Source organism: Kitasatospora sp. NPDC002965 (assembly GCF_040611255.1).
Taxonomy (GTDB): Bacteria; Actinomycetota; Actinomycetes; order Streptomycetales; family Streptomycetaceae; genus Kitasatospora.
In genome coordinates this window covers 26320-52776 of record NZ_JBEXNT010000060.1, presented here as the reverse complement: position 1 = coordinate 52776, position 26457 = coordinate 26320, and the positions used below count along the sequence as shown (strand labels likewise).

General features: G+C 72.5%; 26 protein-coding genes. 9 read left to right on the top strand and 17 right to left on the bottom strand.

Annotated features, from left to right (window positions below; genetic code table 11):
• Window positions 1-235: 235 nt before the first annotated feature.
• Window positions 236-562 carry a nuclear transport factor 2 family protein gene (locus ABZY91_RS22900; RefSeq protein ID WP_355404878.1) on the bottom strand — a complete coding sequence of 109 codons (327 nt, stop codon included), beginning with the start codon at window positions 560-562 and terminating at the stop codon, window positions 236-238.
• A gap of 36 nt (window positions 563-598) precedes the next feature.
• On the bottom strand, window positions 599-1786 hold the full coding sequence (locus ABZY91_RS22895) for a M20 family metallopeptidase (RefSeq protein ID WP_329875968.1): 1188 nt from the start codon (window positions 1784-1786) through the stop codon (window positions 599-601).
• A gap of 163 nt (window positions 1787-1949) precedes the next feature.
• Between ABZY91_RS22895 and ABZY91_RS22890 the strand changes: the two genes are divergently transcribed.
• Window positions 1950-2981: an Lrp/AsnC family transcriptional regulator gene (locus ABZY91_RS22890; RefSeq protein WP_355404876.1), complete on the top strand. Its 1032-nt coding sequence runs from the start codon at window positions 1950-1952 to the stop codon at window positions 2979-2981.
• Between the two features lie 236 nt (window positions 2982-3217).
• Here the strand turns inward: ABZY91_RS22890 and ABZY91_RS22885 are convergent, their stop codons facing one another.
• The gene (locus tag ABZY91_RS22885; RefSeq protein WP_355404874.1) at window positions 3218-3682 is read right to left on the bottom strand and encodes a hypothetical protein; all 465 of its coding nucleotides are present in this window, start codon (window positions 3680-3682) and stop codon (window positions 3218-3220) included.
• Window positions 3683-4218: 536 nt separating this feature from the next.
• Here ABZY91_RS22885 and ABZY91_RS22880 point away from each other — a divergent pair.
• Entirely contained in the window at window positions 4219-4506 is a 288-nt protein-coding gene (locus ABZY91_RS22880; protein WP_355404872.1) for a hypothetical protein, read from the top strand.
• A 31-nt stretch (window positions 4507-4537) separates the two neighbouring features.
• Here the strand turns inward: ABZY91_RS22880 and ABZY91_RS22875 are convergent, their stop codons facing one another.
• Together ABZY91_RS22875 and ABZY91_RS22870 are read right to left on the bottom strand one after the other, a co-directional pair.
• On the bottom strand, window positions 4538-5638 hold the full coding sequence (locus ABZY91_RS22875; RefSeq protein WP_355404882.1) for a serine hydrolase domain-containing protein: 1101 nt from the start codon (window positions 5636-5638) through the stop codon (window positions 4538-4540).
• Window positions 5639-5903: 265 nt separating this feature from the next.
• Complete coding sequence (locus ABZY91_RS22870; protein WP_355404871.1) at window positions 5904-6284, bottom strand: helix-turn-helix domain-containing protein; 381 nt, start codon at window positions 6282-6284, stop codon at window positions 5904-5906.
• Window positions 6285-6425: 141 nt separating this feature from the next.
• On the opposite strand from ABZY91_RS22870, the gene ABZY91_RS22865 reads away from it, so the two are divergent.
• The gene (locus tag ABZY91_RS22865; RefSeq protein WP_355404869.1) at window positions 6426-6833 is read left to right on the top strand and encodes a RidA family protein; all 408 of its coding nucleotides are present in this window, start codon (window positions 6426-6428) and stop codon (window positions 6831-6833) included.
• A 196-nt stretch (window positions 6834-7029) separates the two neighbouring features.
• On the opposite strand, the gene ABZY91_RS22860 is transcribed toward ABZY91_RS22865, so the two are convergent.
• From ABZY91_RS22860 to ABZY91_RS22845, 4 genes are all read right to left on the bottom strand, one after another.
• Complete coding sequence (locus tag ABZY91_RS22860; RefSeq protein WP_355404867.1) at window positions 7030-7362, bottom strand: hypothetical protein; 333 nt, start codon at window positions 7360-7362, stop codon at window positions 7030-7032.
• A gap of 115 nt (window positions 7363-7477) precedes the next feature.
• Window positions 7478-7768, bottom strand: a complete 291-nt coding sequence (locus ABZY91_RS22855) for a hypothetical protein (RefSeq protein ID WP_355404865.1) — start codon at window positions 7766-7768, stop codon at window positions 7478-7480.
• A gap of 155 nt (window positions 7769-7923) precedes the next feature.
• Window positions 7924-8526 (bottom strand): response regulator transcription factor, encoded by a 603-nt coding sequence (locus ABZY91_RS22850; RefSeq protein WP_329875976.1) that lies wholly within the window; start codon window positions 8524-8526, stop codon window positions 7924-7926.
• The gene (locus ABZY91_RS22845; protein WP_355404863.1) at window positions 8523-9725 is read right to left on the bottom strand and encodes a histidine kinase; all 1203 of its coding nucleotides are present in this window, start codon (window positions 9723-9725) and stop codon (window positions 8523-8525) included. The genes ABZY91_RS22850 and ABZY91_RS22845 overlap by 4 nt, the downstream gene beginning before the upstream one ends.
• Window positions 9726-10208: 483 nt before the next feature.
• Here ABZY91_RS22845 and ABZY91_RS22840 point away from each other — a divergent pair, with 483 nt between their 5' ends.
• Both ABZY91_RS22840 and ABZY91_RS22835 read left to right on the top strand, forming a co-directional pair.
• Window positions 10209-10847 carry a hypothetical protein gene (locus tag ABZY91_RS22840; RefSeq protein ID WP_355404861.1) on the top strand — a complete coding sequence of 213 codons (639 nt, stop codon included), beginning with the start codon at window positions 10209-10211 and terminating at the stop codon, window positions 10845-10847.
• A 32-nt stretch (window positions 10848-10879) separates the two neighbouring features.
• On the top strand, window positions 10880-11497 hold the full coding sequence (locus ABZY91_RS22835; RefSeq protein ID WP_355404859.1) for a hypothetical protein: 618 nt from the start codon (window positions 10880-10882) through the stop codon (window positions 11495-11497).
• A 240-nt stretch (window positions 11498-11737) separates the two neighbouring features.
• Here the strand turns inward: ABZY91_RS22835 and ABZY91_RS22830 are convergent, their stop codons facing one another.
• Both ABZY91_RS22830 and ABZY91_RS22825 read right to left on the bottom strand, forming a co-directional pair.
• Window positions 11738-15343: a hypothetical protein gene (locus ABZY91_RS22830; protein ID WP_355404857.1), complete on the bottom strand. Its 3606-nt coding sequence runs from the start codon at window positions 15341-15343 to the stop codon at window positions 11738-11740.
• A 598-nt stretch (window positions 15344-15941) separates the two neighbouring features.
• Window positions 15942-17174, bottom strand: a complete 1233-nt coding sequence (locus tag ABZY91_RS22825) for a serine hydrolase domain-containing protein (RefSeq protein ID WP_355404880.1) — start codon at window positions 17172-17174, stop codon at window positions 15942-15944.
• A 172-nt stretch (window positions 17175-17346) separates the two neighbouring features.
• Between ABZY91_RS22825 and ABZY91_RS22820 the strand changes: the two genes are divergently transcribed.
• Complete coding sequence (locus ABZY91_RS22820) at window positions 17347-17493, top strand: hypothetical protein (RefSeq protein WP_355404855.1); 147 nt, start codon at window positions 17347-17349, stop codon at window positions 17491-17493.
• A gap of 4 nt (window positions 17494-17497) precedes the next feature.
• Window positions 17498-18274 (top strand): MerR family transcriptional regulator, encoded by a 777-nt coding sequence (locus ABZY91_RS22815; protein WP_355404853.1) that lies wholly within the window; start codon window positions 17498-17500, stop codon window positions 18272-18274.
• Between the two features lie 207 nt (window positions 18275-18481).
• On the opposite strand, the gene ABZY91_RS22810 is transcribed toward ABZY91_RS22815, so the two are convergent.
• The 3 genes from ABZY91_RS22810 to ABZY91_RS22800 all read right to left on the bottom strand — a co-directional run bounded on the left by ABZY91_RS22810 (window position 18482) and on the right by ABZY91_RS22800 (window position 20374).
• Entirely contained in the window at window positions 18482-19228 is a 747-nt protein-coding gene (locus tag ABZY91_RS22810) for a phosphotransferase (RefSeq protein WP_355404851.1), read from the bottom strand.
• A 136-nt stretch (window positions 19229-19364) separates the two neighbouring features.
• Entirely contained in the window at window positions 19365-19739 is a 375-nt protein-coding gene (locus tag ABZY91_RS22805; protein WP_355404849.1) for a hypothetical protein, read from the bottom strand.
• 179 nt (window positions 19740-19918) lie between these two features.
• Entirely contained in the window at window positions 19919-20374 is a 456-nt protein-coding gene (locus tag ABZY91_RS22800; RefSeq protein WP_355404848.1) for a MerR family transcriptional regulator, read from the bottom strand.
• Between the two features lie 93 nt (window positions 20375-20467).
• Between ABZY91_RS22800 and ABZY91_RS22795 the strand changes: the two genes are divergently transcribed.
• A complete protein-coding gene (locus ABZY91_RS22795) occupies window positions 20468-21295 on the top strand; it encodes an oxidoreductase (protein ID WP_355404846.1) in 828 nt (275 codons plus the stop codon).
• Between the two features lie 218 nt (window positions 21296-21513).
• On the opposite strand, the gene ABZY91_RS22790 is transcribed toward ABZY91_RS22795, so the two are convergent.
• From ABZY91_RS22790 to ABZY91_RS22780, 3 genes are all read right to left on the bottom strand, one after another.
• Window positions 21514-23370 (bottom strand): acyl-CoA dehydrogenase, encoded by a 1857-nt coding sequence (locus ABZY91_RS22790; RefSeq protein WP_355404844.1) that lies wholly within the window; start codon window positions 23368-23370, stop codon window positions 21514-21516.
• Between the two features lie 214 nt (window positions 23371-23584).
• The gene (locus tag ABZY91_RS22785) at window positions 23585-23836 is read right to left on the bottom strand and encodes a hypothetical protein (RefSeq protein WP_355404842.1); all 252 of its coding nucleotides are present in this window, start codon (window positions 23834-23836) and stop codon (window positions 23585-23587) included.
• Window positions 23837-24218: 382 nt separating this feature from the next.
• On the bottom strand, window positions 24219-25088 hold the full coding sequence (locus ABZY91_RS22780; RefSeq protein ID WP_355404840.1) for an LLM class flavin-dependent oxidoreductase: 870 nt from the start codon (window positions 25086-25088) through the stop codon (window positions 24219-24221).
• A 330-nt stretch (window positions 25089-25418) separates the two neighbouring features.
• On the opposite strand from ABZY91_RS22780, the gene ABZY91_RS22775 reads away from it, so the two are divergent.
• On the top strand, window positions 25419-26381 hold the full coding sequence (locus ABZY91_RS22775) for a hypothetical protein (RefSeq protein ID WP_355404838.1): 963 nt from the start codon (window positions 25419-25421) through the stop codon (window positions 26379-26381).
• Window positions 26382-26457: the final 76 nt, after the last annotated feature.

Here is a 26457-nt window from a genome sequence, read left to right as displayed (position 1 = left end):
GCCCCGGGGGGCCCCGGGTCCGGGGGGCCCGGCGGGGGGCCCCCCCCCCGGGGCCGCGGGGGGGCCGGGCGCCCCGCCGGCGCCCCCCGGCGGTTCTGCCGACCGGGCGTACGTCCGGCCGCCGGCTCGGTTGCGCGGAGCCGGTGACCTTCTGGCCGGTCGGATCAGGTCGGGTTCGTGGGTGGGTGGGCCGGCGGGGGTGCTGCGCCGGGCCACCGGTGCGGGTCGATGCTGCTCAGTTGAGGAAGTCGACGCGGTCGATCAGGCCTCCGCGCACCCGGTAGGCCACCAGGACGCGGACCGGCCCGTCGGCCAGCCCGTGGGCGATCTCGTGGTCCACCACCCGGTCGCCTTCGACGAGCCGCCCCACGATCTCCGCCCGGCAGCGGCCTTCGGCGAACTGTCCGGCGTACTTGTCCCGCAGGGCCTGCCGGCCCTGCAGCCGGCTTCCGTCGGCCCGGTGGACCGTGACGTCCTCGGCGTAGGTGGCGACGAAGGCGTCGATGTCGTGGTTGTTGTAGGCGGCGAGCTGCTGCTCGACCACGTCGCGCGGGTCGGACATGTGCGTGATCGTTCCTTCCTTCCTGGGCGAACGGGTTCAGGCCGCGAGACGGCGGGTGGCGAGTTCGGCGTAGAGCGCGGCCCCGTCGGGGAGCACCGCGTCGTCGAACTCCGCGTAGGGCGAGTGGTTGAGCGGCAGGTCGGCGGGGTCGTCAATCCCCTTCGGGGCGGCGCCGAGCCACGCGAACGATCCCGGAACGGCGGCGAGTATCCGGGAGAAGTCCTCCGCCCCGGTCATCGGGTTCGCCATCGTCTGGAAGCGCTCCTCGCCGAAGACCTCCCGGACGGTGTCCGCCAGGAAGTCGGTCTCGGCTCCGTCGGTCACGGTCACCGGGTACTCGAAGCGGTGCTCGACCTCCGCCCGCAGACCGTGGGCGGCCGCGATGGACTCCACCAGCTCCACCACGACGTCGGCCACCTTCGACCGCGTTTCGGCGGAGAAGGTCCGCACGGTCGCCTCGAAGCGGGCGGTCTCGGGGATGATGTTGCGCTGGGTGCCGGCCCGGAGGAGCCCGACGGTGATCACCACCGGATCGAACACGTCGAAACGGCGGGTCACCATGGTCTGCAGGGCGGTGACCATCTCGCAGGCCGCCGGGATGGGGTCCTTGGCCCGATGCGGCGCCGAGCCGTGGCCGCCCGCACCGTGGACGGTGACGTTCAGCGCGTCGGAGGCGGCCAGGATAGGACCGCGCCGGGAGCTGAACTCCCCGTGCGGCAGGGCCGATGCCACGTGCAGCGCGTACGCGGCGACCGGGAGCCTGCCCGCCGCGTCCAGCACGCCCTCGGCCAGCATGGCTCCGGCGCCGTCCCAGCCCTCCTCACCGGGTTGGAACATGAAGACCACGTCGCCGTGGAGCTGCTCCCGCCGTGCCGCCAGAAGGTGTGCGGCGCCCGCGAGCATGGTGGTATGCAGGTCGTGTCCGCAGGCGTGCATGGCGCCGTTGTCGGCGGCGAACGGCAGCGGGGCCTTCTCGGTGACCGGCAGACCGTCCATGTCGGCGCGCAACAGCACCGCCGGTCCCGGCCGTCCGCCGCGCAGCACCGCGGTGACCGAACTCAGCGAGGTGCCCAGGCTCACCTCCAGCGGCAGTCCGTCCAGGGCCCTCAGCACCCGCTCCTGGGTGCGGGGGAGGGCGAGGCCCAACTCGGGGAACCGGTGGAGGTCGTGGCGGAGCCGGACCAGGTCCGGGGCCAGACCGAGAGCATCGTCGTGCAGGGACACAGGTACCTCCATCGAGCCCGCGCGTGGCGGGAGTTTGTGCAGAGCGATCTGTTCCGTGATTCTGGTTCTTTCGGCGGGAGTTTCCCGTAATTTCGCAGGATCACGCCACGAGAGGCCCTTCGATGCACGAATCCACCGGCAGTCGACGGTGACCCGCTCCGACGTGACCGCGGACGAGCTCGACCTCGCCCTGGTGAACGCGATGCAGCTGCGGCCCCGGGCCCCCTGGTCGCTGCTCGGCCAGACCCTCGGGATCAGTCCGGTCACCGCCGCCCGCCGCTGGCGCCGGCTCTCGGAGGCCGGGATCGCCTGGGTCACCGCCTACGGACTGCCGCACCCCGAGGACCCCGGGTGCGTCGCCTACCTCGACCTCGACTGCGCTCCCGACCGGCTCGGCCAGATCGCCGACGACCTGGCCGAGGACCCGCACGTGATGAGCATCGACCATCTCTCCCAGGGCTGCGACCTCGTCGTCACCGCGGCCTTCACCGACCTGGCGGCGGTCTCCCGGTACACCGCCGAACGGCTCGGCCGCCTCCCCGGGGTCAACGCCGTCCGCACCCACCTGGCGACCGGCTTCTACGCCGAGGGGATCCGCTGGAGGCTGGACTCGCTGGACCCCGCCCAGCGCGTGGAACTGCACGACGATCACCCGGCGGCCAACGGGCCACCACCCGCCGTACGAGCTGAAGTCCGTCAGGAAGACCGGGAGTTGCTCATCAGACTGGGCGTCGACGGCCGCCTCGACCAAGCCGAGCTGGCCGCCGCCACCGGGCTCAGCCCGTCCACGCTGCGCCGCCGCCTCGACCGGCTGGCCGCCTCCGACGCGATCCGCTTCCGCTGTGAGATCGCCGCCCGCGACGCCGGACGACCGGTCATGACGACCTTTCGGGCGGACCTTCCCCCGGACCGGCTCGACGAGGTCGGCCCCCAGCTCGCCAGACTCCCCGAGGTCCGGCTGTGCGTGTCCGTCACCGGCGCGCACAACCTCGTCCTCTCCGTCTGGCAGCGCTCCCTCGCCGACGTCCAGCGGCTGGAGGCCGCGCTCACCCGCCGGTTCCCCGACCTGCGGGTGGCAGATCGCCGGGTGTCGCTGCGTACCGTGAAACGGATGGGCCGGATCCTCGACGCGGACGGACGCGCGGTCCGCGCCGTCCCTATGGACATCTGGCGGGACCCGGTGCCGGTCCGCTGACGGTCTCGGCCGCCGCCTCGCAGGGCACTCCCGCGCTGGGGCGCACCCCCGTCGGGAGGGCCGTGACCTCGTTCGGAACGGGCCACCGGGTGCCGCGGACGGAGGGGCCCGGCGATGACCGCGTTATCGGGGCCGCCGACGTACCTGCTGATGCCGGCCCCACCCCTGGCGTGGGAAGTCGGCCGGTCCGACGTCCCACGCCAGGGCCTCTTCCGGTCGCGACCCGGGCCCTCCGGCTACCGGAACCATCCACCCCAATGGCCGTCCTCGTAGCGGGTGTTGTACCACGTCGCGCCGTCCGTCCCCCTCGCCTTCAGCTGCAGGAAGTTGCCGTGGTAGCCGGCGAAATCGATGTCGCTCGTGACCTGGCCGCCGAGCCAGACCCGGCCGCCGAACGACCCGTTCGGGTTGGTCCAGGTGGTCCACACTCCGCGCTCCGGCCCGACGAAGAAGATCTGTCGCGTACCGTCGTCGAAGTTGTAGACAGGGATCACCCGCCCGAAACCCCCGCCGCAGAGGAGATCGGAGCCCTCGTGGAAGGGGTACTCGACCGAGGCGGTCGATTTGAGGCACTGCCGTAGCATGATCTGATCCGCCGAAGCCGCGCTGGCGGTGCCTGCGGGTCCGACGACCATGCCCGTCGTCGTGGCCGCCAGGGCCGCTGCCGCCGCAGCGGTCCTCCCGAGCTTCTTCATCGCCATCACTGACCTCCGGATCACCGACCTGCCCACCTGCCGGACGGCAGGCTGCGCGTGGGCCCCACCGCCGACTGTCGGCAGACGGCTGCTCTCCGACCTCCGCGGGCAGGAGCCCCTCTCCGGAAGGCTCACAGTCCAATTGACGCAACGTCACTGAACACCGGTGAGTAACGGCCGCGCAGCCCCGTTCGGCTGCCCCGGCGTACAACCGGGGCTGCCCGCGCCTGCGGCGACCTGCGGTCGGAGCCCCACCGGCCCCGGCTCCGCAGTACCCGTGCCCAACCAGGCTGGTTCGGCCGCCCGCGAAGCGCCCACTGCCCGGACGGGCAGCGCCGAAGTTCCCCGGCCGGCCCGCGCGCGGGGGCGTCATGGTCGAGGCGTCCTCGTCGAGCCGCGCGGGCCGGCGAGGAGGAGGTATCGAGGCATCCGATCACAACAGGGCGGCGAACGGAGCGGCCACCGCGAGCCCGATCAGGCCGACTCCGGCCGCCGTGGCCGGTGAGGTCGGTGAACTCGTAGGCCAGACGTATCCGTTGGTGATGCGGCGGCTCCCGGTCCGGGACGTCGACCAGCTCCTGCTCGGTCAGCTCGGCCACCACCGAGATGCCCCGCAGGTGCAGCCGACGCTCCCGCCGCGCCGACCGCGCCGCGAACAGCACGGCAGCACCGAACCCCGCGATCAGCCAGCCGCAGAACCACCCCAGGACCACCTGGACTGGCCCGCCCTGGTCGCCCGCCGCGATCGAGAGCCCGACCGGGCACAGAAGGAACAGCACCAGCAGCTCACGCGCAGGGCCCCGCTCGTGATCGGAACGATGGGTGGATGAGTAGCCGGTCACATGAGCCGCAGGGCAGCTTCTAGTCGGCCAGCAGCGCGCACACGAAGTCCTCCTCTACGGCGCGCAGGTGGGCCAGCAGGTCCGGGTTGCCCCGCTGGTTCACCTGGCTGCTGACGGAGACGGTGACGCTTCGGCGCCCGTCCGGGGTGCCCGCGCCGAACTGCGTGTAGCCCGCGGTGTTGCCCGTGTGCCCGAGCACGACGCCGCAGCGGGTGGTGTACTCGAAGATCGCCAGCCCGGCACGGTTGGCGCCCGGGCCGGCCGGCTCGGAGGCGCCCTCGATGAAGGCCCGCTGCTGCTGCCGGGTCTCGTCGCTGATCAGCGGGCCGCCCGCGTACCCGGCCGCGAACGTGTTGAAGTCCCTCGGAGTGGACACCAGGCCGCCCGAGGCCCAGGCGCCCGAGGCGCCGAACTGCGTGCTGACGTCCTCCGGCGGGTCGGGCGGCTGGACGGCGTAGCCGTGCAGGTAGGGCTCGGGCAGCTCGTACCCGGAGGGGAGGCTGGTCTGCGTGAGCCCCAGCGGCCGGTAGACCTGGGAGGCCAGCAGGTCCTCGTAGCGCTGCCCGGTCGCGGCCTCGGCCATCAGGGCGACGGCGATGTTGTCGGAGTTGGAGTACTGGTAGCGGGAGCCGGGGGTGAACTCCAGGTCCTCGTCGGCGACGAAGTCCAGCAGGTGCTGGGAGTCGAACACGTGGTGCGGGTCGGCGACGATCAGGTCGACGAAGCCCTGCGCCATGCTGTAGTCCGGCAGCCCGCTGGTGTGGTGGAGCAGCTGACGCAGCGTCACCGCGCCCCAGTCGCTCGGCAGCGAGGGCAGCCGGTCGGCGATCGTGTCGTCCAGTCCGAGGAGCCCGCAGTCGACCAGGCGCAGCGCGACCGCGCCGCTGAACGCCTTCGCCGCGCTGGCCAGCCGCATGTGGTCGGTGGAGCGGGGCGGGCGGCCGGTGCCGACCTCGGCCACTCCGGCCCGGAGCACCCGCACGTGCCCGTCCTCGCGCAGTACGGCGATGGCGCCGGGCGGGCCGTCCGGACGGTCGACCAGCTCTTGCAGGCGGGCCCGAAGCTCGCGGTCGTCGCCGCGGGGCTCCGCCGCGGCGGGAGCGGCCGGTGCCAGGGCCATCGAGGCGGCGAGCAGTGCGGTGACCGCGTGCCCGGGACGGCGGGTGGGCCGCGGTCGGGCGGTGAGCGGCGAACGGCGGGAGCGCAGTGGCACGGCGGGGCCTCCGGAGGGCGTCGCGGCGACGGGAACGCCCGCCGCTCTGGCCGGAGAGGGATCACCCGTTCGCGGGCCGGGGAAACGGTCGGGCCCCTGCCGTGACCCGCCCGGCCGAGTCGTACCGGCCGAGCGGCCGCAGGCCGCGCGACGGCGACCGGCAGGTCGCGCGTCAGCCGGCGGAGCGGTGCCGGGCGGCTTCGATGTGTCCGAGGTAGCGGTGGGTCCAGTCGCACAGCCCGTCGATCGTCACTCGCAGGGCCTGGCCCGGCTCGGTGAGGGTGTACTCGACCCGTGGCGGCACGACGGGGTGAACCGTCCGCTCGACCAGGCCGTTGCGCTCCAGCATGCGCAGGTTCTGGGTGAGCATCTTGTGACTGATCCCCTCGACCGCGTCCCGCAGCTCACCGAAGCGCAGGGTGCGCTCCCCGAGGGACTCGATGATCAGGAGCGCCCACTTGTTGGCGACGTCCGAGAAGATCTCCCGCGCCAGGGAGTCGGCCCGCCGCAGGTCTGCGTTGTCGGTCGAGCCCGTGAACTGCTTGGTCACCATGAGGTTCCTCAGTCACCGAAAAGTGCGTTCTTCCATGTCAGCGCACACTCTCCTACGGTTCCCAAGTAACCACAAGAGAGCGGACGCATCGTGGCTCGACGGCCTCGGACCGCGGGCGCTCCTGGCGAGGGAGACAGCAGCATGGCCATCACCCTGGTGAACCCCGGTGGACTGCCGGAGATCGACGTCTACCGGCAGGTGTCGATCGCGACCGGCTCGAAGCTCGTCTTCGTCGCCGGACAGGTCGCGTGGGACTCCGACGGGGTCACGGTCGGCGACGGCGACCTCGCCGCTCAGGTCGAGCGGTGCTACCTCAACATCGGCACGGCCCTGGCCGGGGTCGGTGCTTCCTTCGACGACGTGGCGAAGCTGACGGTCTACGTCGTCGACTGGACCCCCGACAAGATGCCCCTGCTCCTGGAAGGGATCGCCCGGGCGGCCGCGAAGCTGGGCGTCACGCCCGTGCCGCCGGGCACGCTGCTGGGTGTCGCGGCGCTGGACGTCCCCGAGCATCTGGTCGAGATCGAGGCCACGGCCGTCATCGACTGATCGGGCGCTTCCGAACCGCCGGACGTGTGCGGATCGTTGTCGGGTGCGGAGCGGTCGGACGGGGCACCGGTCCCGGCGGCGGGGCGGGGAACCGGTACGGCGCGCTGCCCCGGCACCAGGCCCGGGAGCGGTCACGAACGCACGGCCGAGGGCGCGGAGGCGAGCCCGGCGGAGAACGCCTTCGGTGCCCGGCCTGCTACGGGACGGCGATCTGCTCGGTCCTGTTCGCCCCGATCACCTCGATTCCCCTGGTCCCCAGGATGCCGTCCAGCGGCAGGGAGACCGTGTACGGGGTGGTGGCGGGGAGCCCGATGCCGGGCAGCGAGCCGATGACCTCGATGCCCCAGTACTCCGGACGCTCGATGTAGACCAGCGGCGAGAGACGAACCGTCATGTTCACGTAGGGCATGACGCCGTTGACGACCAGGATGAAGGTGCCCGGAACGATCCCCGGGACGGCCTTCGCCTCGTCGAAGTCGATGATGCGCACGGACTCCGGCGTCGGCAGATCCGCGTAGTTCTTCACCATGGTCGGTCCTCTCGTCGCTGTGACGTCACCAGTCACTTCGTCGACGCAGACTAGTGGACATTCGCCTACGAACCGCATGTCCAACACGCCCGCGGACCAGGCAGCGGAACGCGGCTCAGCCCGGTTGCGCGGCAGCCTCCTCGTCGGCGGCCTCGCGGACCATCTCCTCGTACCGCGCTTCGGCCTCCTCGCGGGTGTCGGCCTCCTCGACGTAGCGGGAGTACGGCCCGAACCGGGCGGCGCCGTAGACGATGACGCCCTGTCCGGCGTCGTAGCTGATCAGCTCGATCCACAGGCCGTCGGACACGTCCGTACGGAGCAGGGTGGTCTCGAACCCGTCGTTGAGGAGTTCCTCGACGTGCTCGTAGTGGGGGAAGTCATCCGGGTGGGCGAAGATCAGGCGCACGGGGTGTCCCAGGGGTCGGGCAGTCGACGGCGCGCGCGGCCTCGCCCGGCGGGCGGGGACACGTACAGGCCGGGAGTGCGGGCCGCGCTCCCGGTGCCACCGTAGTCACCCGCACCGACAGCACGTCGCATCGGACGGAGGCACCCCGCACGCGCTCAGATCCACCCCTCCTCCCAGGCGCGGCGGGCCGCTTCGTGGCGGGTGCGGACGGCGAGTTTGGTGATGGCACCGGAGAGGTAGTTGCGGACGGTGCCGGGAGCGAGATGGTGCTCCGTGGCGAGGGCGCTGATGGCCTGGCCGTGGTGGACGGCGCGCAGCACGTCCAGTTCGCGGGGGGTGAGGGGGCAGGGGGTTTCGGTGAGGGCGTGGGTGGCGAGCTGGTGGTCGATGTAGCGGCCGCCGTCGTGGACGTCGCGCAGGATCGCGGCCAGGCGGGTGGCGGGGGTGGTCTTGGGGACGAAGCCGTGGATGCCCGCGGCCAGAGCGCGGCGCAGCACCCCGGGCCGGGCGTGGCGGGTGACGAGGACGGTGGGGACGGGACGGTGGCGGTGGATGGCCTGGGCGGCGGAGATGCCGTCGAGGTGGGGCATCTCCAGGTCCAGGAGAGCGATGTCGATCGGGTGGCGGGTGGCGGCTTCGACCGCTGTGGGGCCGTCAGGGGCCTGGGCGACGACGGTGAGGTCGGGTTCGAGGCCGAGGAGTGCGGCGAGGGCGCCGCGGGTGAGGTCCTCGTCGTCGGCGAGCAGGATGCGGATCACTCGGGGGTCTCCCGGTGGCTGTGGCCGGTCAGTTCGAAGTGGCCGTCGGGCTGGGTGGCGATGCGTACGTACCCGCCGACGGCGTGGAAGCGTTCCTGCAGTCCGGCCAGGCCGCTGCCGGGCTCCGCGGGGCGTGAGGGGGCTCCGTCGTTGCGCAGCAGGACGCGGGCCCGGCCCGGGTCGGCGGTGATGGTGATGCGGCAGTGGCGGGCGCGGCTGTGGCGGAGGATGTTGGTGACGCCCTCGCGGACCAGGGCGGCGAAGGCCGGCTGGAGCTGGTGGGGGATGCGTGCGGCGTCGCCGTCGATGGTGGTGGCGATCCCGGCGGCTTCCAGGATTCCCGCGGCGTTGGCCAGTTCGGTACTCAGGCTGGCTCGCCGGTAGCCGTGGACGACGGCCCGGGACTCCTCGAGTGCGCTGCGGGCCAGTTCGGAGATCTCCCGGACCTGTGTGCGTGCCTCGTGGTCGCTGCGGCCGATCAGCCGCTCGGCCAGCTCGCCCTTGAGCGTGATGACCTGGAGCCGGTGGCCCTGGAGGTCGTGCAGATCGGCGGCGAACCGCAGCCTCTCCTCGGCCACGGCGAGGGTGGCCGTGGTCTCGCGGAGGTGTTCGGCCTCCAGTACCGCCCGCCACAGCCGGACCAGCATCAACTCCACCCCGGCGATGAACAGCACCATCCCCGCGCCGGTCGCCGCCGGCACCCCGGGCAGTAGTTCGGGGTGGTCGTGACGCCACTGCGCCACTGCCTCGCCCAGCACCGCGCAGCCCACCGCGACCGCCGTCAGCAGCCGGCGGCGCGCCCGGGCGGGCAGGGACAGGGCCAGCGCCGCCGCCATGGCCCCGGGCAGCATGGCCCAGTCGAGGGCGGTGTACGGGCGGTCCGCCATCTCGCCCCACATCGCGATCGCCGCGGCCAGCAGCAGGAAGCTCCACCGCCCCCCGGCGGTCGCGGAGCCGTGGAGGGTGGCCCGGCCCGCGCGGCCGACGGGGACCGCCCGGCGGATGAGACGCGTGTGCTGGACCGCGACGGCGATCAGCACCGGAGCAGCCATGACCTGGGTCCTGGTGCCCAGGTTGAACGCGAGGTCGTTCGCGGCCAGCAGCAGCCAGAGGGGGCCCAGGGCGAGCAGCGTCCAGCAGGTCAGGCGGCCCAGCCGCCCCGGCTCGGCCGTCCTGGGCCCCGCAGGTGAGATGATCATTTCCGGTCAGCCTAGAGTCCGCCGTCGCCGTCTGTCTGTGGCCGAACCAGCCAAACGTCATGACAGTTGTCACCGGCCGACCATGACACGGCCCGCCCGGCTCATGGCATCGGACACTACCGGCGCCCGGTGCGCCACGACGAGACTTTTCCTCACCCGGACCGCGGAGGTCCACGGTCCGGGCGCGTACCGACCGCCGGCCGGTACGGACCCCGACCCCGGTTCCTGTCCCGCGCATGCGATCTCCGAGGAACCGATCCTGACCAGGGTCCTCAAGCTTCTGGACACAGAGGCCCGCCTCACGCGGAGCGCCGCTGCCGTCGCGTGCCTCACCACGGCAGCGGCACTGCCGCGAGGCCTGAAGCATCGCCAAGGACGCATACGCACGCGCATGACCTTCCTGCCCCTGTACGAGGCGTGTGCGCGCACGCGTCGTCGCGCGCACGTCTCATCCCTGCTTCCGCGACCGCTGGAGAAACACAGATGACCACCACCCGCAAGGCGCGCCTGCGCACCGTCGCCGCCTCGGCCATTACCGCCGTCGCGGTGGGCCTGCTGGGCCTGGGCACCGCTCCCGCCGCCCATGCCGACCCCCTCCCGACCCTTTGCAACCCCGCCGTGGACCACGCCACCACGGAGCCCTTGAACCTGCAAGTCACGCCCCTCGTCACCGACTTCCTCATCTACAACGTCACCGCGGGCACCACCGGACAGCACAGCGACACCCTGAGCCGGGTCAGCTCGGTGACCACCACCGTCGACAACAGGACCGAGATCACCGCCAGCGCGAGCGCGCTGTTCGCCAAGGTCGAGGTCAAGATCGGCTTCTCGGTCCAGAAGACCACCTCCAGCACCACCACCCAGACCGTCAGCGACACCTGGAACCTCATTTCGCCCGGACGGTACGGCCTCTACCGCGGGACCCGCGTCGTCACCGGCCAGTACGTCAACCGCATCTGCGCCCAGACCGGCCCCACCACCGGCATCTGGGTCACCACCTCGTCGAGCCCCGGGACCTTCACCACCTACGAGTCCCCGGAGATCGGCTCGGTCGGCTGCGCCCCCGCCCAACCGGCCGGCACCGTGCGCCGGGCGGCCCAACTCCTCATCAGCAGCTGCTGACCGTGCTCACCGACCTGACGACGGAGGACCTCGTGACGAACCCACTGCGCCACCCCACCACCCGCCGGGGCACGGCGCTGCGCGCCCTCGGCGCCGCCGCCCTCGCCTCACTGGCCGGCCTCACCCTGCTCGCCGGCCCCGCGTCGGCCGCGCCCCGGGGTCCGGCGTCGAGCGAGTGGCACGGCTACGTCTGCGACGACGGCTACTACCGGATCAAGACGCCCTTCGGACAGCTCGTGGAGAGGAACCAGGCCAGCCCCTGGGGGCAGGCCATTCAGAGCCCCGACAGCGGTGGCTACCACCAGCAGTGGAAGATGTGCCACTACAACGCCGACAACCAGATCTTCATCTTCCGCAGCCGGCAGAACGAGAACACCTGCCTGGGCGTCTGGAAGCAGAACCCGAACGACACGACCGAGGGACTGGCCGACGGCGCCAACTTCAACGTGTTCGACTGCTCGGGGTGGATCTACCTCAACCAGCTCTTCACACTGGTCCACACCTCGCCCGGCTCCAGCGAGGTACTTCTCCGGATCGCGCACAGCGGGAGCTTCGCCACCGTCGCCGACCCGGCCGGCTCCGCAGGTTCGCCCGTGGCCCAGTACTCCTACCGGGCAACCGTCTTCACCCTGGAGCACCTTGCCGGCTGACGGCCCCACACCACCCGGGGGCCCGGCCCGCACAGCCGGCCCCCGGGCCCAGCCGGGGGCCCGGTAGCCCCGGTCACGCGGTCGAGGTGATGACGAGGGCGGCGGCGGATTCGCGTGATCGTCGCAACGCCGCCGGTCTCGTGGCTGACCGAGTGGTGACGATGGCGTCAGCGGGCGACGGCCGACAGGTGGCTCCGACCGGCGGGGAGTGCTGCCCCGAGCGTGTGCTGCTCCTCGGCGCTACGGTTCGAGCCCTTCGAGCCGCTCGGCCACGTCCAGGGACTGCTGCAGAGGGATGTCGAAGCGGGCGGGATAGACCTGAGCGAGGGCTCGGCGGAGGGCGACGGCTTCTCGGACGGCGGCCAGGCCTTCGTCGAGGCGGCCCGCCTCTCCCAGACGGAGAGAGAGGTTGGTGAGGGTCAGGGCGAGGAGGGGCAGATGGGCGTCGGGGTTGGCCGCTGCCAGGGTGCGGTAGTGGGCGGTGGACTCCTCGATCGCGGCCAGGCCCTCGGCCCGCCGGCCCGCACGACCCAGTTCGACGGAGAGGTTGTTGAGGGCCATCGCCAGGTCGGGGAGGTGGGCGTCGGGGTCGGCCGCTGCCAGGGTGCGGTAGTGGGCGGTGGACTCCTCGGCCGCGGCCAGCCCTTCGGCCCGCCGGCCCGCACCACCCAGCCCGACGGAGAGGTTGTTGAGGGCCTTGGCGAGGTGGGGCCGGTAGGCGTCGGGGTCGGCCGTGGCGAGGGCGCGGAAGTGGGCGGTGGCCTCTGCGGCGGCGGCCAGGCCTTCGTCCTGGCGGCCGACGTCCTCCAGCCGGGCGGAGAGGGTGATGAGGGCCAGGGCGAGGTAGGGGAGATACGCGTCGGGGTTGGCCGTTGCGAGGGTGCGGTAGTTGGTGGCGGCTTCCTCGATCGCGGCCAGTCCTTCGTCCCGCCGACCCATCTCGCCCAACTGGATGGAGAGGTTGTTGAGCGCCATCGCCAGGTCGGGTAGGTGGGCGCTCGGGTTGGCCGCTGAAAGGGTGCGGTAGCGGGCGGTGGCTTCCTCGATCGCGGCCAGCCCTTCGTCCCACCGACCCACCTCGCCCAACCGGACGGAGAGGTTGGTGAGGGCCATGGCGAGGTCGGGCAGGTGGGCGCCCGGGTTGCTGCTGGTGAGGGCACGGTAGTGGCCGACGGCCTCCGCAGCGACGGTCAGTCCCTCGCTTCCGCGCCCGACCTCGCCCAGCCCGACCGAGAGGTTGGTGAGGGATTTGGCGAGGTCGGGCAGGTGGGCGTCGGGATTCGTCGCGACCAGCGCGCGGCGGATGGCGGTGGCCTCCGCGGCGGCGGCCAGCCCTTCGTTCCGTCGGCCCACGGCTCCCAGCCGGGCGGAGAGGTTGTTGAGGGCCTTGGCGAGGTTGGCCAGGTGGGCACCGGGGTCGGTTGCTTCCAGGGTGCGGTAGTGGGCGGTGGCCTCCGCGGCGGCGGCCAGCCCTTCGCCCCGCCGACCCACGCCCGCCAGCCGGGTGGAGAGGTTGGTGAGGGCCATGGCGAGGTCGGGCAGATGGGCGGTCGGATTCGCTGCGGCGAGGGTGCGGTAGTGGGCGGTGGCTTCCTCGATCGCGGCCAGTCCGGCGCGCAGCCGGCCCACACCACCCAGTTCGATGGCGAGATTGTTGAGGGCCATGGCGAGGTTGGCCAGGTGGGCACCGGGGTCGGCCGTCGCGAGGGTGCGGTAGTGGGTGGCGGCTTCCTCGATCGCGGCCAGCCCTTCGCCCCGCCGACCCACCTCCGTCAGTCGGACGGAGAGGTTGTTGAGGGTCATGGCGAGGTCGGGGAGGTGGACGCCGGGGTCCGTTGCCGCCAGGGTGCGGTGGTGTTCGACGAGTTCGTGGCAGAGGCGGGCCGCGGTGGAGGCAAGACGCTGGCTGGCGTGGGGGAGTAGGCCGTAGAGCCCGGCGAGACGGTGGGGTGGGGTGCTGGAATCACCGGTGATGGCGTCGAGGGCGGCGATCAGGGGCCCCGGGTGGTCGGTGCGGATGGCGGTGGTGACGATGTGTCGGGCCATCTGCCGGTCGTGGCGCAGACAGAGATCGGTGAGGTGGTTCTCAAGGCGCCGGTGGAAGACGGGGTGGGCGGCGGCGCGGCTGTAGACGGTGAGGAGCTGTACGGCCCGGCCTTCGTCGGCGTCGGTGAGGAGGTGGTCGGCGAGGCGGGGGTCGGTGTCGAGGGTGCGGCCGATGTGGCGCTCGGCGAGGCGGTCGGGCTGCAGTGATCCCCAGGGCGGCCCGCCGGGGGCGGCGTCGGCGGGGTAGAGGGTGGCGAGCCAGGCGGTGACCTGGTCGCGGCGGTCGCGGGGCTGGTCGGCGAGTGCCGGGAGTCGTCGCCAGAGCCGGTCGGCGTGTTCGCGGTCGGCGGCGCCGACGAGGTGGGCGGCGGCGAGTGCGGTCTTCAGGGTTGCCGTGCTCAAGGCGGGGCTGAGGCCCCGGGCGGTGGCGCTGTCGCGCCAGTACCGGCTCTCGTGGCCGAGCAGCCGGTCCTCGACGTCCTGTGCACGCCCGTGTGTCCCGCCGTTTCCCGCCGGTCCGGGGCCGCCGATTCGGGGTTCGGGCCCGGTGGCGTCGAGGAGGTCGGCGAGGGCGGTCATGTGGAGGGTGAGGGCGTTGCCGTAGGCATCGTGGCCGAGGTGCCGGGGCACGGGCAGGGAGTCGGCGGCCGCGGTCCAGTCGTGTCCGGCGAGGCCGTGGACGAGGGGGAGGGCCGTGGCGAGGGCGTGGACGGCTTCGCGGTAGTGGCCGGTCCGCCGGCCGGGGTCGTCTTCGAGGGGGGTGAGGCGGTGGGTGCGGGCCGTGGCGAGGTGGTCCTCGGCCTGGCGGGTGGCGGTGATGGCCTGTTGCCACCAGTCGCCGGCGGTCCGGGCCAGCAGGAGCAGCCTGAGGGGGCTGGTCCCCGGGTGTTCGGCGGCGGCTTCGATCAGGGCCCCGAGCTGCTCGGGGCGGGTCTCGGCGTAGTCGAGGACGACCAGCACCGGCTTCGCCGCCCGCCGCACGTCCAGCAGCTGGGCTGTCGTGGCGGCGGCCCGCGGCCACAGCACCGCCCAGCCGTCGGCAGTCAGCAGATGGGCGAGGTGGTGGGCGAGGCGGGTCTTGCCCTGACCGCCCGGACCGTGCAGCAGCCACACCCCGAACCCGCCCAGCGCGCACCATGCGGTCATCTCGGCGAGCAGGTCCTCGCGGCCGTGGAAGGGAACGGTCTGCCGCCCGGCCTCCAGCAGCGCCGCCGGTGTTGCAGGAACGGGCCGGCCGGCAGGAGAGTCGGCGCGGTCGGTGAGGTCCTGGAACTCCACCGGCTCCAGACCCCCGACCGGGCCGGCGCCGTGCTCGGCCAGGGCGGCGCGGAACGCCGGGTCGTGGTGGAGGACGTAGGCCGGGACGACGTTCAGCCGGCCGTGGGCGGAGTGGTCCCGATCCGCGGCCACGACGCCGGTCAGGTAGCGGTCGCAGAACATCGCGGCGCCGGACAGACCGCCCCACGGCGACGTCCCGCCGCCGCGCCACCCGGACACGGGCGTGCGCAGGTCCATGACGTACTGGTTACCGACGAAGCCGCTGCCCGGATTCACCTCCCCGCGTAGCTGAGAGGCCTCGATCGGACGGCCGTGGCGCTGGGCCTCGTCCGGTACGCCCCAGGTCTCGCACCGCGCGCCAGGGCGTCTGGTGACCGTGCGCCCCCACCGGACGGGCGCGGTCGGCGGCTGCCAGTGCTCGGAGTCGTCGACCAGGACCAGTGCGGCGTCGTCACGCCCCTTCGGTGTGCCGGCCCACACCACGCGCCCGCCCGCGCTGCCGGTACCGCCCGGGTGGAACACCTCCACCCTCGTGCCGACAGGTCCGGTGACGTGGGCGGAGGTCAGGACGAGCCGGCCACCGACCGCGTATCCCGACCCCGACCCCGATCCCGATCCCGATCCCGATCCCGATCCCGATCCCGATCCGTGACCGGGCCCCCTCGGCCCGGTCACGGCGGCCACCCGTTCCTCTTCCACCCCGACCGAACCCGTCCTGTGTACCTGACGCACGGTCACGCCGATGCGAACACCGTAGGACCCCGGGCCGGGCTCCCGCAGCTGATCCGCCGAGCCCGTGGCCGCTGCGGGGAGCGGCGCGACGGATTCGGCTCCGGCCGGGGTACCGGGGCGCTCCCGTCGGCAACCCCGGTGTCGGTGCGGGTCTGTGCGGAACGGGCGCGGTCGTCGTGTCCGGACTCATCCGGTCGAGGCGTCTCCTCCGCCGCGCCCGGTCGCAGTGCCTGCCCGTCAAGGTCGCCCCGCCCGCCGAGGTCACGGCCGCAGCACAGGGAGCCGGGGCTGCCGCACCGTGTGCGACATCCCCGGCCGGACAGCTGGGTCAGCGGTCGAGCCGCCGCCTGGCCACGTCGAGTGCCCCGCCGACGAACGCCACCGGTCCTCAGGAGGAATCGGTGGCCTGGTAGAGCGTGGTCCAGAAGTCGTGGATGAGCCGCGCCGAGTCCGGGGTGGACATCCCGACCTGGGTGAGCAGGATTCCGGTGAGCCGGTTGTCGGGGTCGGCGTGGACGGTGGTGCCCGTACCGCCGTCCCAGCCGAACTGACCGACGGGTGCGTAGTCGCTGCGGTGGGTGCGCACCGCCATCCCGAAACCCCAGCCGCCCTGCTGCCCCTGGCCGACCGTCATGTGGGCGATGCTCCTGTACATGGCGTCCCGGGAGGCCTGCTGCCCGGGTGTGAGGCGGTTGGTGGTCATCAGCTCGACGGCGGACCGGGACAGGACCCGTTCGCTGCCGTGCACCCCGTGATCGAGCAGCATCCGGAAGTAGGCGTGGTAGTCGTCGACGGTGGAGACCAGCCCGCCGCCGGCACCTTGGAAGACCGGGGGCCGGCCGGACCTTCCGCCCTCCGCCTCGTCCCAGACGTGGAACTCCCCGGTCTGCGGGTCGGGCCCGTACAGGGGCGGCAGCCGGTCGATCTTTTCGGCGGGCACGTGGAAGGCGGTGTCCTTCATCCCGAGCGGTTCGAGGACGCGTTCGCGCAGGAACGTCTCCAACGGCCGACCCGTGACCCTGGAGACCAGCACGCCGAGTACCTCGTTGCCGAGGTCGTACTGCCACCGCTCTCCGGGCTGGTACGACAGCGGCAGTTCCCCGAGGCGGCGCATCCACTCGTCCGGGTCCGGTGCCGGGCCGGACGCCACGCTGTAGTCGAGGCGTTCGAAGGTGGCGGCCCGGATCGGGGACTCCAGCAGATCGAAGTCCAGTCCGAGCCCGAACGTGGAGGTCAGCAGATCCCGTACGGTGATCGGCCGCCGCGCGGGCACGGTGTCCTCCAGCGGGCCGTCGGGCCGCTTCAGGACCCGGCGGTCGGCGAGCTCGGGGAGCCACGGGTCCACCGGCTCGTCCAGCCGAAGCCGGCACTCGTCGAGCAGGATCATCGCTGCCGCCGTCGTGACCGGCTTGGAGGTGGACGCCATCCGGAAGATCGTGTCCCGGCGCATCGGCGCGCCCCCGTCGTGCCGCATGGTCCCGAGCGCTTCGACGTGCGTCCGGCCGTCGCGGCTGACCAGCGCGACGAGCCCGGGAATCCTCCCGGACTCGACGTGCCGTGCCAGCACGTCGTGCAGCCGGCGCAGCCCTGCCTCGGAGAAGCCGCTGTCGTTCCTTGCCATCATGAATCCCCTTGTCCACGGTGTGCGATTCCACGGCGGCCCCGGTGGCTGCCCGGCCCCTTCGTGGCGGCCTGGGAAGGAGCGTGCACCTTGACCCAAGGTCAAGGTCAACGCGACACCGAGGGGGCGGGCGGGAGACGAACGGGAGCGGACGCGCGCTACCCTCACCTCTGTGATCATCCGCAACCCCCAGCTCGCAGTGAGCGCGAAGGCCGCCTGCGGCCACCGCTCGACCGCGCCCGAGGACGTCCGCGCCGACGCGGCTCGCGAGGGCGCGGCGCGCGGGGACACGGCCGCCCACGATCTGCGGGTGCGTTGAGCCGATGGCAGGCGGGCTCACGATCGGTCAGGCAGCGGCGTTCGTCGGCGTCACGATCAAGACCGTGCGGCACTACCACCGGCTCGGCCTGGTCGCCGAGCCGGAACGTGACGGTTCCGGCTACCGGCGTTACGGGTCGGCCGACCTCCTCCGGCTGGTCCAGGCCCGGACCCTGGCCGGAGCGGGCGTCCCGCTGGCCGAGATCGGCGAGCTGCTCGATGCCGATCCCGAGCGGTTCGCCGCCGCCCTGGACGATGTCCACCGTCGGCTCACCGCACAGGTCGAGGACCTGATCGCGCGACGCGACACGCTGCACCGGCTCGCCCACGGCGACCGCGCCCTCCTGCCCGACCGGGCCTGCGCGGTCCTGGACCGGCTCGCCGCCCTCGGGTTCGGCCCCGACTACGTCGCCACGCAACGGGAGGCCCTGGTGCTGGCCCGGGCGCTGGCCCCGGAGGTCTTCGACACCTTCCTGACCAGGCTCGAACGCGGACTGGGCGATCCCGAGTTCGTCGAACTGACCAAGCGCGGCCTGGAGGCGGCGTCCTGGCACCCCGACGACCCGCGGATCGAGGAGCTGGCGACCTCGCTGGCCGACAAGCTGCTGGCCGGCCGCGCGCTGCTGGAGGTGCCGGTGGGCTCCCGGCGCCGGTCCGACGCCTCCGCCCGGTACGGACTGATCAACCACCACCGGGAGGACCAGGAGCCGGCCATCGCCCGGCTGAACACCCTGGTCGAGGCGCACCTGCGCGCCGCCGGCATCGAAATCCCGCACCAGTGACGGTCGACCGGTAGGACTGACACCGCGGGAGGTACGCCGTACCCCACCGTCTCCGGACCTGGTCGGCTTTCGGACGGCCGGCCCCGGTGCGACGGCGCCCCGCTCTACGTCAGCGCCCGGCGTCGTCAGTACGGGCAGGCGATGCGCCCCCCGGGGGGGCCTGCGCATGCGTCGGAACGCCTGCGCAGTAGTCGGGTCCGCGCCGCCTCACATCCGGGATCTCAGGACGTCGACCTCACATCCCGGCGCGAACGGGTCGAAGCCGTGCTCGATCAGCCAGCGAACCACCAGCAGGCTTCGCAACGACCACCACCCGTGGATCACGTCGAGGTCGACGTCGGTGCCGTAGCCGGCGACGACGTCGTCGAGGTGCTCCTCGTGTCCGAGCGTGAAGGTGGCGAGGTCGTACAGGGCATCACCCTGGCCCGCTTCGGACCAGTCGATGATGCCCGTGACCTCGTCGCCGTCGACGAAGACGTGCGCGATCTGCAGGTCGCCGTGGGTGAACGCCGCAGTCCACGGCCGGAGCGCGGCCTCGGCGACCTGGCGGTTGCGGGTGACCAGGTCAGCGGACAGGAGACCGTTCGTCACGAGCAGCTCGCACTCGTCGTCGAGTTCGGCCGCCAGCGCGGCGGTGCCGCGGCCGGCCCGGCCGGGCCAGGGCGGCAGCGGTGCGTCGTGCAGCTTCCGGATGGCGGCGCCCGCCGCGGCCCACGCCGCCGACGACCCGGTCGACGGCCCACCGAGGCGCCCGAGCGTCGTCCCCGGGAGCGCGGCGATCGCGAGTACGGGCGGTTTGCGCCACAGGACCTCGGGGGTCGGAACCGGCGCGAGGGACATCGCCTCGACCTCGACGTCGACGCGCGCCTGATCGGCGTCCACCTTCAGGAACACGTCGCCGACGCGCAGGGTGGCGCGCTCGGGATGGGCGACAACGACTTTGACCTCATCCATGGGCGACCAGTATTCCGGGGACGATCGCCGACGTCGCCAGGTTTGTCGCGCGCGACTACGCGGCCGACCAGGTCCTTCCACCCGGCGGCCTCGCGCACGACACCGACCGCTGACCGGCTCAGGCCCACCACCTCTGTCAGGAGTCCTGAGCGCGGCCGAAGAGGCCCTTCTTCCTCGGAGCGGCCACCGGCGCGGGCCCGGTCTCGGCCACCACCTCGACGAGGTTGCCCAGGGTGACCCGGAACGTTCTCCTCTGGTGGCCCTGCGTGACCTCCACCAGCCAGGACCGGTCCGTCAACTGGTAGATACGACGCCCGTGGTGCGGGTTCCAGTGGTCTCCCAGCCAGCCCCCGGGCCGGAAGGTCCGGGCGGTCTCCACGGCCGCCTCCCGGGCCTGCTCGAAGGTACCCGCCTCCTCCTGGCGGCCGAGCCGCCAGGAGGTACCGCCGTCGTCGGTCCTGCCCTCGTAGCTCTCCTCGACCAACACGAACCATCTGCCGTCGACCGTCATGCCCGGTCCCACCCCCTTGATCAACGTCGAACCTAGTGTCCTGACCACGCAGGAGGCCACTCAACGGCCTGCCCGGATGATCCCGGCGAACCATTCCTCCCAGGGCACCGGCGATCACGTTCCCGATCGGCCCGGGCTTCCCGCCCGGTCCCACGCCAGGGGCGGGCGGGGAAGATCGCTCAGGAGGGTGCGACCTCACAGAGCCGATCCACCGGTTCCGAGCAGGCCCCGGCATCCGGGTGGGACGGGTTCCAGAGCCGGTCGGCTTCGCCCCGGGCGACATGGTCCTCGTAGATCCGCACCTTGTGCCGCATCACGTCCAGGGTCTCCTGAAGCTCCCGGACCTGGGCCTCCACGTGGTCCTGGTGCCGGCGCAGCAGTTCGAGCCGTTCTCGCTCGTTGCCCGGGCCCTGGCGGACCAGCTCGATGTACTGCCGGATCATCGCCAGCGACATGCCGGAGGAACGCAGCTTCGTGCAGATCGCCAGCCATCCCAGATCCTCCTCGTGATAGATCCGGCGGCCGTTGGACAGACGGCGTACCGGGTTGGCGAACAGGCCCTCCCGCTCGTAGAACCGCAACGCGTGCACGCTCAGCCCACTGCGCTGCGCCACCTCACCGATGCTCAGGTCCATGAGCGCCCCCTCACCCAGCTGTTGATCTAGACCCGACTCTAGGGTCTAGCGTCGAGCCGTCGGCCCGTCGGGTCGACGGAACAGGGGAGAAGCATGAGTATCTGGTTTGTCACCGGGGCATCGCGGGGGCTCGGCGCGGAGATCACCCGCGAGGCACTGGACCGGGGACACCGCGTGATCGCTACAGCGAGGGACGTGTCGGCGGTGCTCGATGCGTACCCGCACCAGCCGGACGGACTGCTGGCGGTGAACGCGGACGTGACCGAACCGGAGCAGCTGACGGCCGCTGTGGAGGCCGGGCTCGCCCGGTTCGGCCGGATCGACGTCGTGGCCAACAACGCCGGGTACGGACTCGTCGGCGCGATCGAGGAGACCTCGGACAAGGCCGCTCGGGCACTGTTCGACGTCAACGTGTTCGGCGTGCTCAACGCGCTGCGGGCGACCCTGCCGACGTTGCGCGCCCAGCGATCCGGACATGTCCTGAACATCAGCTCCGTGGCCGGTTTCGCCACCGCACCGGCGACGGGCCTCTACGGCGCGTCGAAGTTCGCCCTCGAAGGCATCTCCGAAGCACTCCACGGCGAACTCGCCCCCCTCGGAGTCCGGGTCACGATCATCGAGCCGGGCGGCTTTCGCACGGACTTCCTGGGCAGCGCCAGCCTCCGGATCGAGCCGGCCACCATCGCCGACTACAGCACGGCCGCGGGACCGGTGCGCGAGGCGCTGGTCCACAACGACGGCCGGCAGCCGGGCGACCCGGCGAAGGCCGCCAGAGCCATTGTGGACGTCACCGAGACCGCCGAGCCTCCGCTGCGCCTGCAGTTGGGCGCAGACGCGGTCGAGCGTGTCGAGGCGAAACTGGATCTTGTACGGCGCGAACTCGACCAGTGGCGCCACATAGCACTCTCCACCTCCGTCTGACGGACGAGCGGTCGCCCGGCCGCCGCCCGCTCGACGCCCGCTCGACGGCCGAGCCCGGTCGGTTGAGCGCCCGGGGCTTTCCCCTCCACCGGTCCCCACGATGCCGGACGGTGGACGCGCGAGGCCCTCGCCCGGCGCCCTCCCAGGGGCGCCGGGCCAGGGCCGTTCCGCTGTCGGACGGCCGCGTGCCGTCAAAGCCCTCCGTCAGACATCCTCCGTCAGGCGCCCACGGTGAGGTCCCCGCGGGTAGGTGCGTCCTCGAAGGCCTCCTGGTAGTCGGCGTTGGCGATCGGACGCAGGGCGAAGAATCGTTCCGGCAGATCGAAGGCGGCGACCAGGGTGAGGGACTGGTCGGCGAGCCGGGCGATGGCCTGCTCGATCAGGTCGGGCAACTCGTCGAGCCGGGTGGCCGTCAGGTGCCGCTCACCGTGCAGCGTGCCGCTGCGGGCCTGGAGGCGCCGCAGGGTGAACACGAGGTGCAGGTCCAGGAGCGCCGCGCGGGCCTGCGGATCGGTGGCGCGCACCGCCCAGGCCAGCAGGGCGGCCCCGGCCTGGTGCTCGGCCCGGGCGGTGACGGCGTCCAGGGCGGCGGGAGCGGCGGCGTTCCAGCGGCGCAGGCCGTCGCCGGCGGGTGCCTCGCGCAGCCGGGCCCGCGCGCGGACCAGCAGGAGGTGCTCGGCGGTCTGCAGCAGTCTCTGACGGACGGCCGGGTCGCTCAGGCTGCCCTCGGTGGCGCCGGCCGGCGGCGGATCCCGGTCGAGCAGCAGTTCGGCCCCGGTCTTCGCCCAGAGCGCGAGGTTGTCACCTTCGGCGGTGATCGTCCCTTCGACGTCGATGGCCGCGGAAACGATTCCGTTGACGGGGAGGAGCCCCTGGGCCCCGCAGCGCTCACGGCACTCGATCAGCAGGGCACGCGCCTGCCAGGTGATCCAGCCCTTCGCCACGGCGACCTGGCGTTCCGCGACGGTGACGGCCTCCGGGTCCGTGCGGTCGCGCTCGGCCCACCGGGCGGTGGCCACCCGGTGCAGTGCCGTCATCGCGTAGGCGGTGGCGAGCCCTTCGACCAGCGGACCGTGGTGGGTGCGGTGCGCCCACACGGGTACCCGGCGGTCCGGCCGGGCACCGGTCACCCGGCGGTGGTGGGCATAGCGGACGGCGGTGGCCAGCGCGGCCCGGGCGACGCCGATCCCGCTGGCGCTCATGCAGAGCTTGCCGAGGGTGACCCGGCCGATTCCGGTGAGGAACCGTTTCCGCTTGCTGCCCACCGCGCTGGTGAAGGTGCCGTCGTCCGCGAGCCGGCCGTGCTCGCCGGTCAGCAGCGCCTCGTACGGCAGGCGGACCTGGTCGAAGGAGGTCAGGCAGTGGTCCACCGGACTTCCCGGGCGCAGCGGCAGCGGGCGCACGGTGATCCCGGGCAGGGTGCCCCGGTGGTCGGTGAGCGGGACGAGGAAGAGGAACACACCGTGGTCGCGGCCCTCGACCAGCAGCCGCGCGGCCACCACGGCGGACTTGGGGCCGCCGGCCAGGCTGGTGTTGGGCATGAACTTCTGGGCGCCGACGTGCGGGGTGTGCAGGGTGAACGTGCGGTCGGCCTGGTCGTAGGCGGCGGTGGTCTCCAGGGCGGTGGCGTCGTTGCCGTGCGCGAGCTCGGTGCAGAGGAAGGTGCCGATCCGGTCCATGGCGGCGTACTCGGTCAACGGCCGCTTGGGGTGGGGATCGTGGTCGAGCAGGCTGCCGAGGAAGAGGTTGTAGTGAATGCCCGCGAGGACGGTGAGTGCGCCGTCCAGTGGGCCGGTCCACTCGTGAAGGGCCGTCAGCCGGTAGGGGTCGCGGGAGAGTTCGAAGGGATCGGCGATTCGGTTCAGACGACGCAGACGCCGGTAGGAGGCGTCGAGCTGGTCGGAGAGATCGGTCTCGTGCTGACGGTGCATCGACGGGTCGGTGGCCAACTCCTGCCAGGGGCCGTGCACCTGGGCCCGGTCGGCCCCGAAGAGGAGATGGCGCAGCTCCGTGACGGCGGGGTCGGGCGTGCCGGGTTCGGCGTCGGCACTGCGGGTGCCGGGAATCGGGATCATGTTCTCACTAATGGCTCGCCCCTCGCGGATGACACGGTGTTGTGATCAAGGTCACCCGGGGTGGCCGTTCCCTGCCTGCCTGTGACCGCCCGTCCGGTCTGCGGACCGCAGGTCGAACGGCGATGCCCGCGCCGCCCGCTCCCGGTGGCAGGCCGGGAGCCCGCCACCCCGCGGTTCGGGTGACGGGCTGTCAGGGGTGGATCCGTGAAGCGGGTCAGTCCCGCAGGGCGAGCACCAGGGCCGGGGCGACGAGCAGGAGTAGCCAGGGTTCGGCCAGGACGACCACTCCCAGGCCGGAGTAGGCCGCGATCTCCGCGGCCCGCTGCCGGGTGCTCCGGCGCTTCTTCGCGGCCTTCTTGTCGGCCTTCCGGTCCAGCTTTCCGTCGCGCTTCTCGGCGTGCGTCTCGTCGTGCGTCTTGTCGTGCTTCTCGAACGGCTGCGCCAGCTCGTCTCGGTTGTCGAACATCGGGTCCTCCATCGAATGGTCGTGATCTGGGATGCGGTGCTGCGGTTGGGGAGTGGGGCCTCGGGGTGTCGGTGCTCGCGATCCAGGGGCCGTGAATCGGGCGACGCCGGGGTGCTCCTGTCGACGGCGGTGTCAGTGGTGCGTTCGGTGGTGCGTTCGGTGGTGAGGGGTCATGTCTGACCGATCATGCAGCAGGCTAGGTGTGGTCAATCACTCACTCCCTTGCCCGGTTGGATGGCCGTCTGCGGGCCGCCGTCTTGCCGGACGATTGAAGCGGTAGAAGTAGGGGATTGGCGTCGCCGTTCCGTTTGCTTGTGAGTAATCAACCACTCATTCTTTGAGGCGTCAACCCATCAGCGCTTCCCGGCGGGCACTGCGGTCCTCAGCTGCCGAGGGCTGCCATCACCTCGCGGAGCTGCGCGAGCGGTTCGGGACCACAGATCCGCACCACCACCGTCTGCGCGCCGGCGTCCGCGAGCGTGTGGAGCGCTGCGGTGACCTCGGCCGCCGTGCCCCCGGCCGCGAACGTCGCCGACTCCTCGCGCCCCAGCCACTGCGCGTGTCCCGCGACGGCGTCCCGCAGGGCCGGCGCCGCCGCGCCTCCCACGCCCGCGAAGGTGAAGGCGGTGATCGTGTAGTCCGCGCCCGCGCCGCCGCGCTCCGCGGCGGCGCGGACCGCACGCAGGTCCGCCGGGCCGTGGCCCTCGGCCACGAGCGTGCCCTGCGCGGCGCGGCCGGCCAGCTCCAGGGACTTGGGCGAGACGACGCCCGCAATCACCGGTGGCACCGCATCCTTCGCCGGCGGGTGGACCAACTCCACCCCTTCGATTCGCAGTTCACGCCCGTCCACGGTGACGCGCTCGCCACGCAGCAGGCCGCGCACCGCGTTCAGGGTCTCCTCCAGCAGCGCCAGCGGCGACCGCGGGGCCACACCGACCTGCTGCATCCACTCCCGCGCACCGTGACCGATCCCGGCCACCAGCCGGCCGGGGAAGACCCTGGCCAGGGTGGCCACCTCCATCGCCAGCAACGCGGGGCTGCGCAAGGGCGCGGGCGCGATCCCGATGCCGACGCGCAGCCGCTCGGTCGCGCCCAGAGCCACCGCCGCCGCCGAGATCCCGCCGTTCCACCCCAGATCCTCGACGACCCACAGGTCGTCCACCCCCAGCGCCTCGACCTCGCGCGCGAAGGCGGGCAGCCCGGCCGGGTCCCAGGAGCGGTCGTACATCACACCGATACGAAAGGCCGTCATAAAGGGTCAAGCTACCGCCGACATCGCCGACCGCACCACCTCGGCCGGGTTCGATCCGAGGCAGGCGCCGCGCTCCCGGTAGGGCGTCGAGATGCGGTCGGACAGGCCGGGGCGGTGCAGCAGCGCGGCGGCGGCGCCCGGGTGAAGGGACGGACGGGGAAGGCGGCGAGGTGCGCCCGGGCCGGGTGCCGGCGTCTGTGTCCGGTTGCGCCGGGCGGCTGTTGTTCGCGGACCGCTCGGGTGACCGGTCCGCCGGTCGTACGGTCGGCTGCGGCCTCCCGTCGGGACCATGGGCGGGAATTCCGGTCGGCGAGAGATGGCGGGGTTGTCGTGGACGCTTCCGGACCGATGGCCCTGGCGGGGAGGGCACGGGCGGTCAAACGGCCGCTGGTCGCCGTCGCGGCCGTCGCGGGCCTGATCACGGTGGCCTCCCTGGCGGGACTGGTCGTGGACCCACGGGAGATCACCGGGCAACCGGCGTGGGCCAAGCCCGCCCGGTTCGCGTTCTCCTTCGGTCTCTACGCCGTCACCCTCATCTGGCTGCTGACCTTCGTCCGGGGTCACGACCGCCTGGTGCGGGCGATGTCCTGGACGGCAGTGGTCTGCGTGGCCGTCGAGGGCGCGGGCGCCTCATGGGCGGCGGCTCAGGGGACCACCAGCCACTTCAACTTCAGCACTGTCACCACCGGCGCGAGGATCCTGGTCATGCTGGTGGCCTCGCTGGTGCTGGTCCTGATGGGGGCAGCGGCCGCGGTCCTGCTGTCGCGTGAACGGATCGAGCCGCCCGCGCTCGCCTGGGCTCTGCGCCTGGGACTGGTCGTGGCCATGGCGGGCATGGTCGCCGCCTACCTCATGGTCCAGCCCACACCCGCGCAGAGGGCCGCGGCCGAACTCGGGCGGGGCATGCCGGTCATCGGGGCTCACACCGTGGGCCCACCCGACGGTGGACCCGGGATGCCCGTCACCAACTTCAGCACCGTCGGCGGGGACTGGCGCGTCCCGCACTTCGCCGGCCTCCACTCGCTCCAGGCGCTGGTTCTGCTGGGCCTGCTCCTCACCGTCGGTCCCCGTATCCTCGGCCCGCGCCACCGCACCGCCCTGGTCTGGATCGCCGCAGCCGTGTGCCTGGCCCTGACCGGCATCCTCACCTGGCAGACCCATCGTGCTCAGCCCCTGCTCTCTCCCGACGCCGCAACCGTCACCGCGCTGACCGTCCTCGCCGTCGCCGCCGTCGCGGGCACCGCCGCGGTCTTTCTCCACGCCCGCACCACCTGGCACCCACCCGCACCGTGACCCCGGACAGGGCCTCGGCCCTCGGGCGCTCCGGCGAGCTCCGGAGCGGCCGGCGGTCGGGTGGTCCGGGCAGGAG

Bases quoted from the DNA above. Each gene is read 5' to 3' on its own strand.
- ABZY91_RS22900 (WP_355404878.1), bottom strand. From the start codon at position 562: ATGTCCGACCCGCGCGACGTGGTCGAGCAGCAGCTCGCCGCCTACAAC.
- ABZY91_RS22885 (WP_355404874.1), bottom strand. From the start codon at position 3,682: ATGGCGATGAAGAAGCTCGGGAGGACCGCTGCGGCGGCAGCGGCCCTG.
- ABZY91_RS22880 (WP_355404872.1), top strand. From the start codon at position 4,219: ATGCGGCGGCTCCCGGTCCGGGACGTCGACCAGCTCCTGCTCGGTCAG.
- ABZY91_RS22875 (WP_355404882.1), bottom strand. From the start codon at position 5,638: ATGGCCCTGGCACCGGCCGCTCCCGCCGCGGCGGAGCCCCGCGGCGAC.
- ABZY91_RS22870 (WP_355404871.1), bottom strand. From the start codon at position 6,284: ATGGTGACCAAGCAGTTCACGGGCTCGACCGACAACGCAGACCTGCGG.
- ABZY91_RS22865 (WP_355404869.1), top strand. From the start codon at position 6,426: ATGGCCATCACCCTGGTGAACCCCGGTGGACTGCCGGAGATCGACGTC.
- ABZY91_RS22860 (WP_355404867.1), bottom strand. From the start codon at position 7,362: ATGGTGAAGAACTACGCGGATCTGCCGACGCCGGAGTCCGTGCGCATC.
- ABZY91_RS22845 (WP_355404863.1), bottom strand. From the start codon at position 9,725: ATGATCATCTCACCTGCGGGGCCCAGGACGGCCGAGCCGGGGCGGCTG.
- ABZY91_RS22840 (WP_355404861.1), top strand. From the start codon at position 10,209: ATGACCACCACCCGCAAGGCGCGCCTGCGCACCGTCGCCGCCTCGGCC.
- ABZY91_RS22825 (WP_355404880.1), bottom strand. From the start codon at position 17,174: ATGGCAAGGAACGACAGCGGCTTCTCCGAGGCAGGGCTGCGCCGGCTG.
- ABZY91_RS22815 (WP_355404853.1), top strand. From the start codon at position 17,498: ATGGCAGGCGGGCTCACGATCGGTCAGGCAGCGGCGTTCGTCGGCGTC.
- ABZY91_RS22810 (WP_355404851.1), bottom strand. From the start codon at position 19,228: ATGGATGAGGTCAAAGTCGTTGTCGCCCATCCCGAGCGCGCCACCCTG.
- ABZY91_RS22805 (WP_355404849.1), bottom strand. From the start codon at position 19,739: ATGACGGTCGACGGCAGATGGTTCGTGTTGGTCGAGGAGAGCTACGAG.
- ABZY91_RS22800 (WP_355404848.1), bottom strand. From the start codon at position 20,374: ATGGACCTGAGCATCGGTGAGGTGGCGCAGCGCAGTGGGCTGAGCGTG.
- ABZY91_RS22795 (WP_355404846.1), top strand. From the start codon at position 20,468: ATGAGTATCTGGTTTGTCACCGGGGCATCGCGGGGGCTCGGCGCGGAG.
- ABZY91_RS22790 (WP_355404844.1), bottom strand. From the start codon at position 23,370: ATGATCCCGATTCCCGGCACCCGCAGTGCCGACGCCGAACCCGGCACG.
- ABZY91_RS22785 (WP_355404842.1), bottom strand. From the start codon at position 23,836: ATGTTCGACAACCGAGACGAGCTGGCGCAGCCGTTCGAGAAGCACGAC.
- ABZY91_RS22780 (WP_355404840.1), bottom strand. From the start codon at position 25,088: ATGACGGCCTTTCGTATCGGTGTGATGTACGACCGCTCCTGGGACCCG.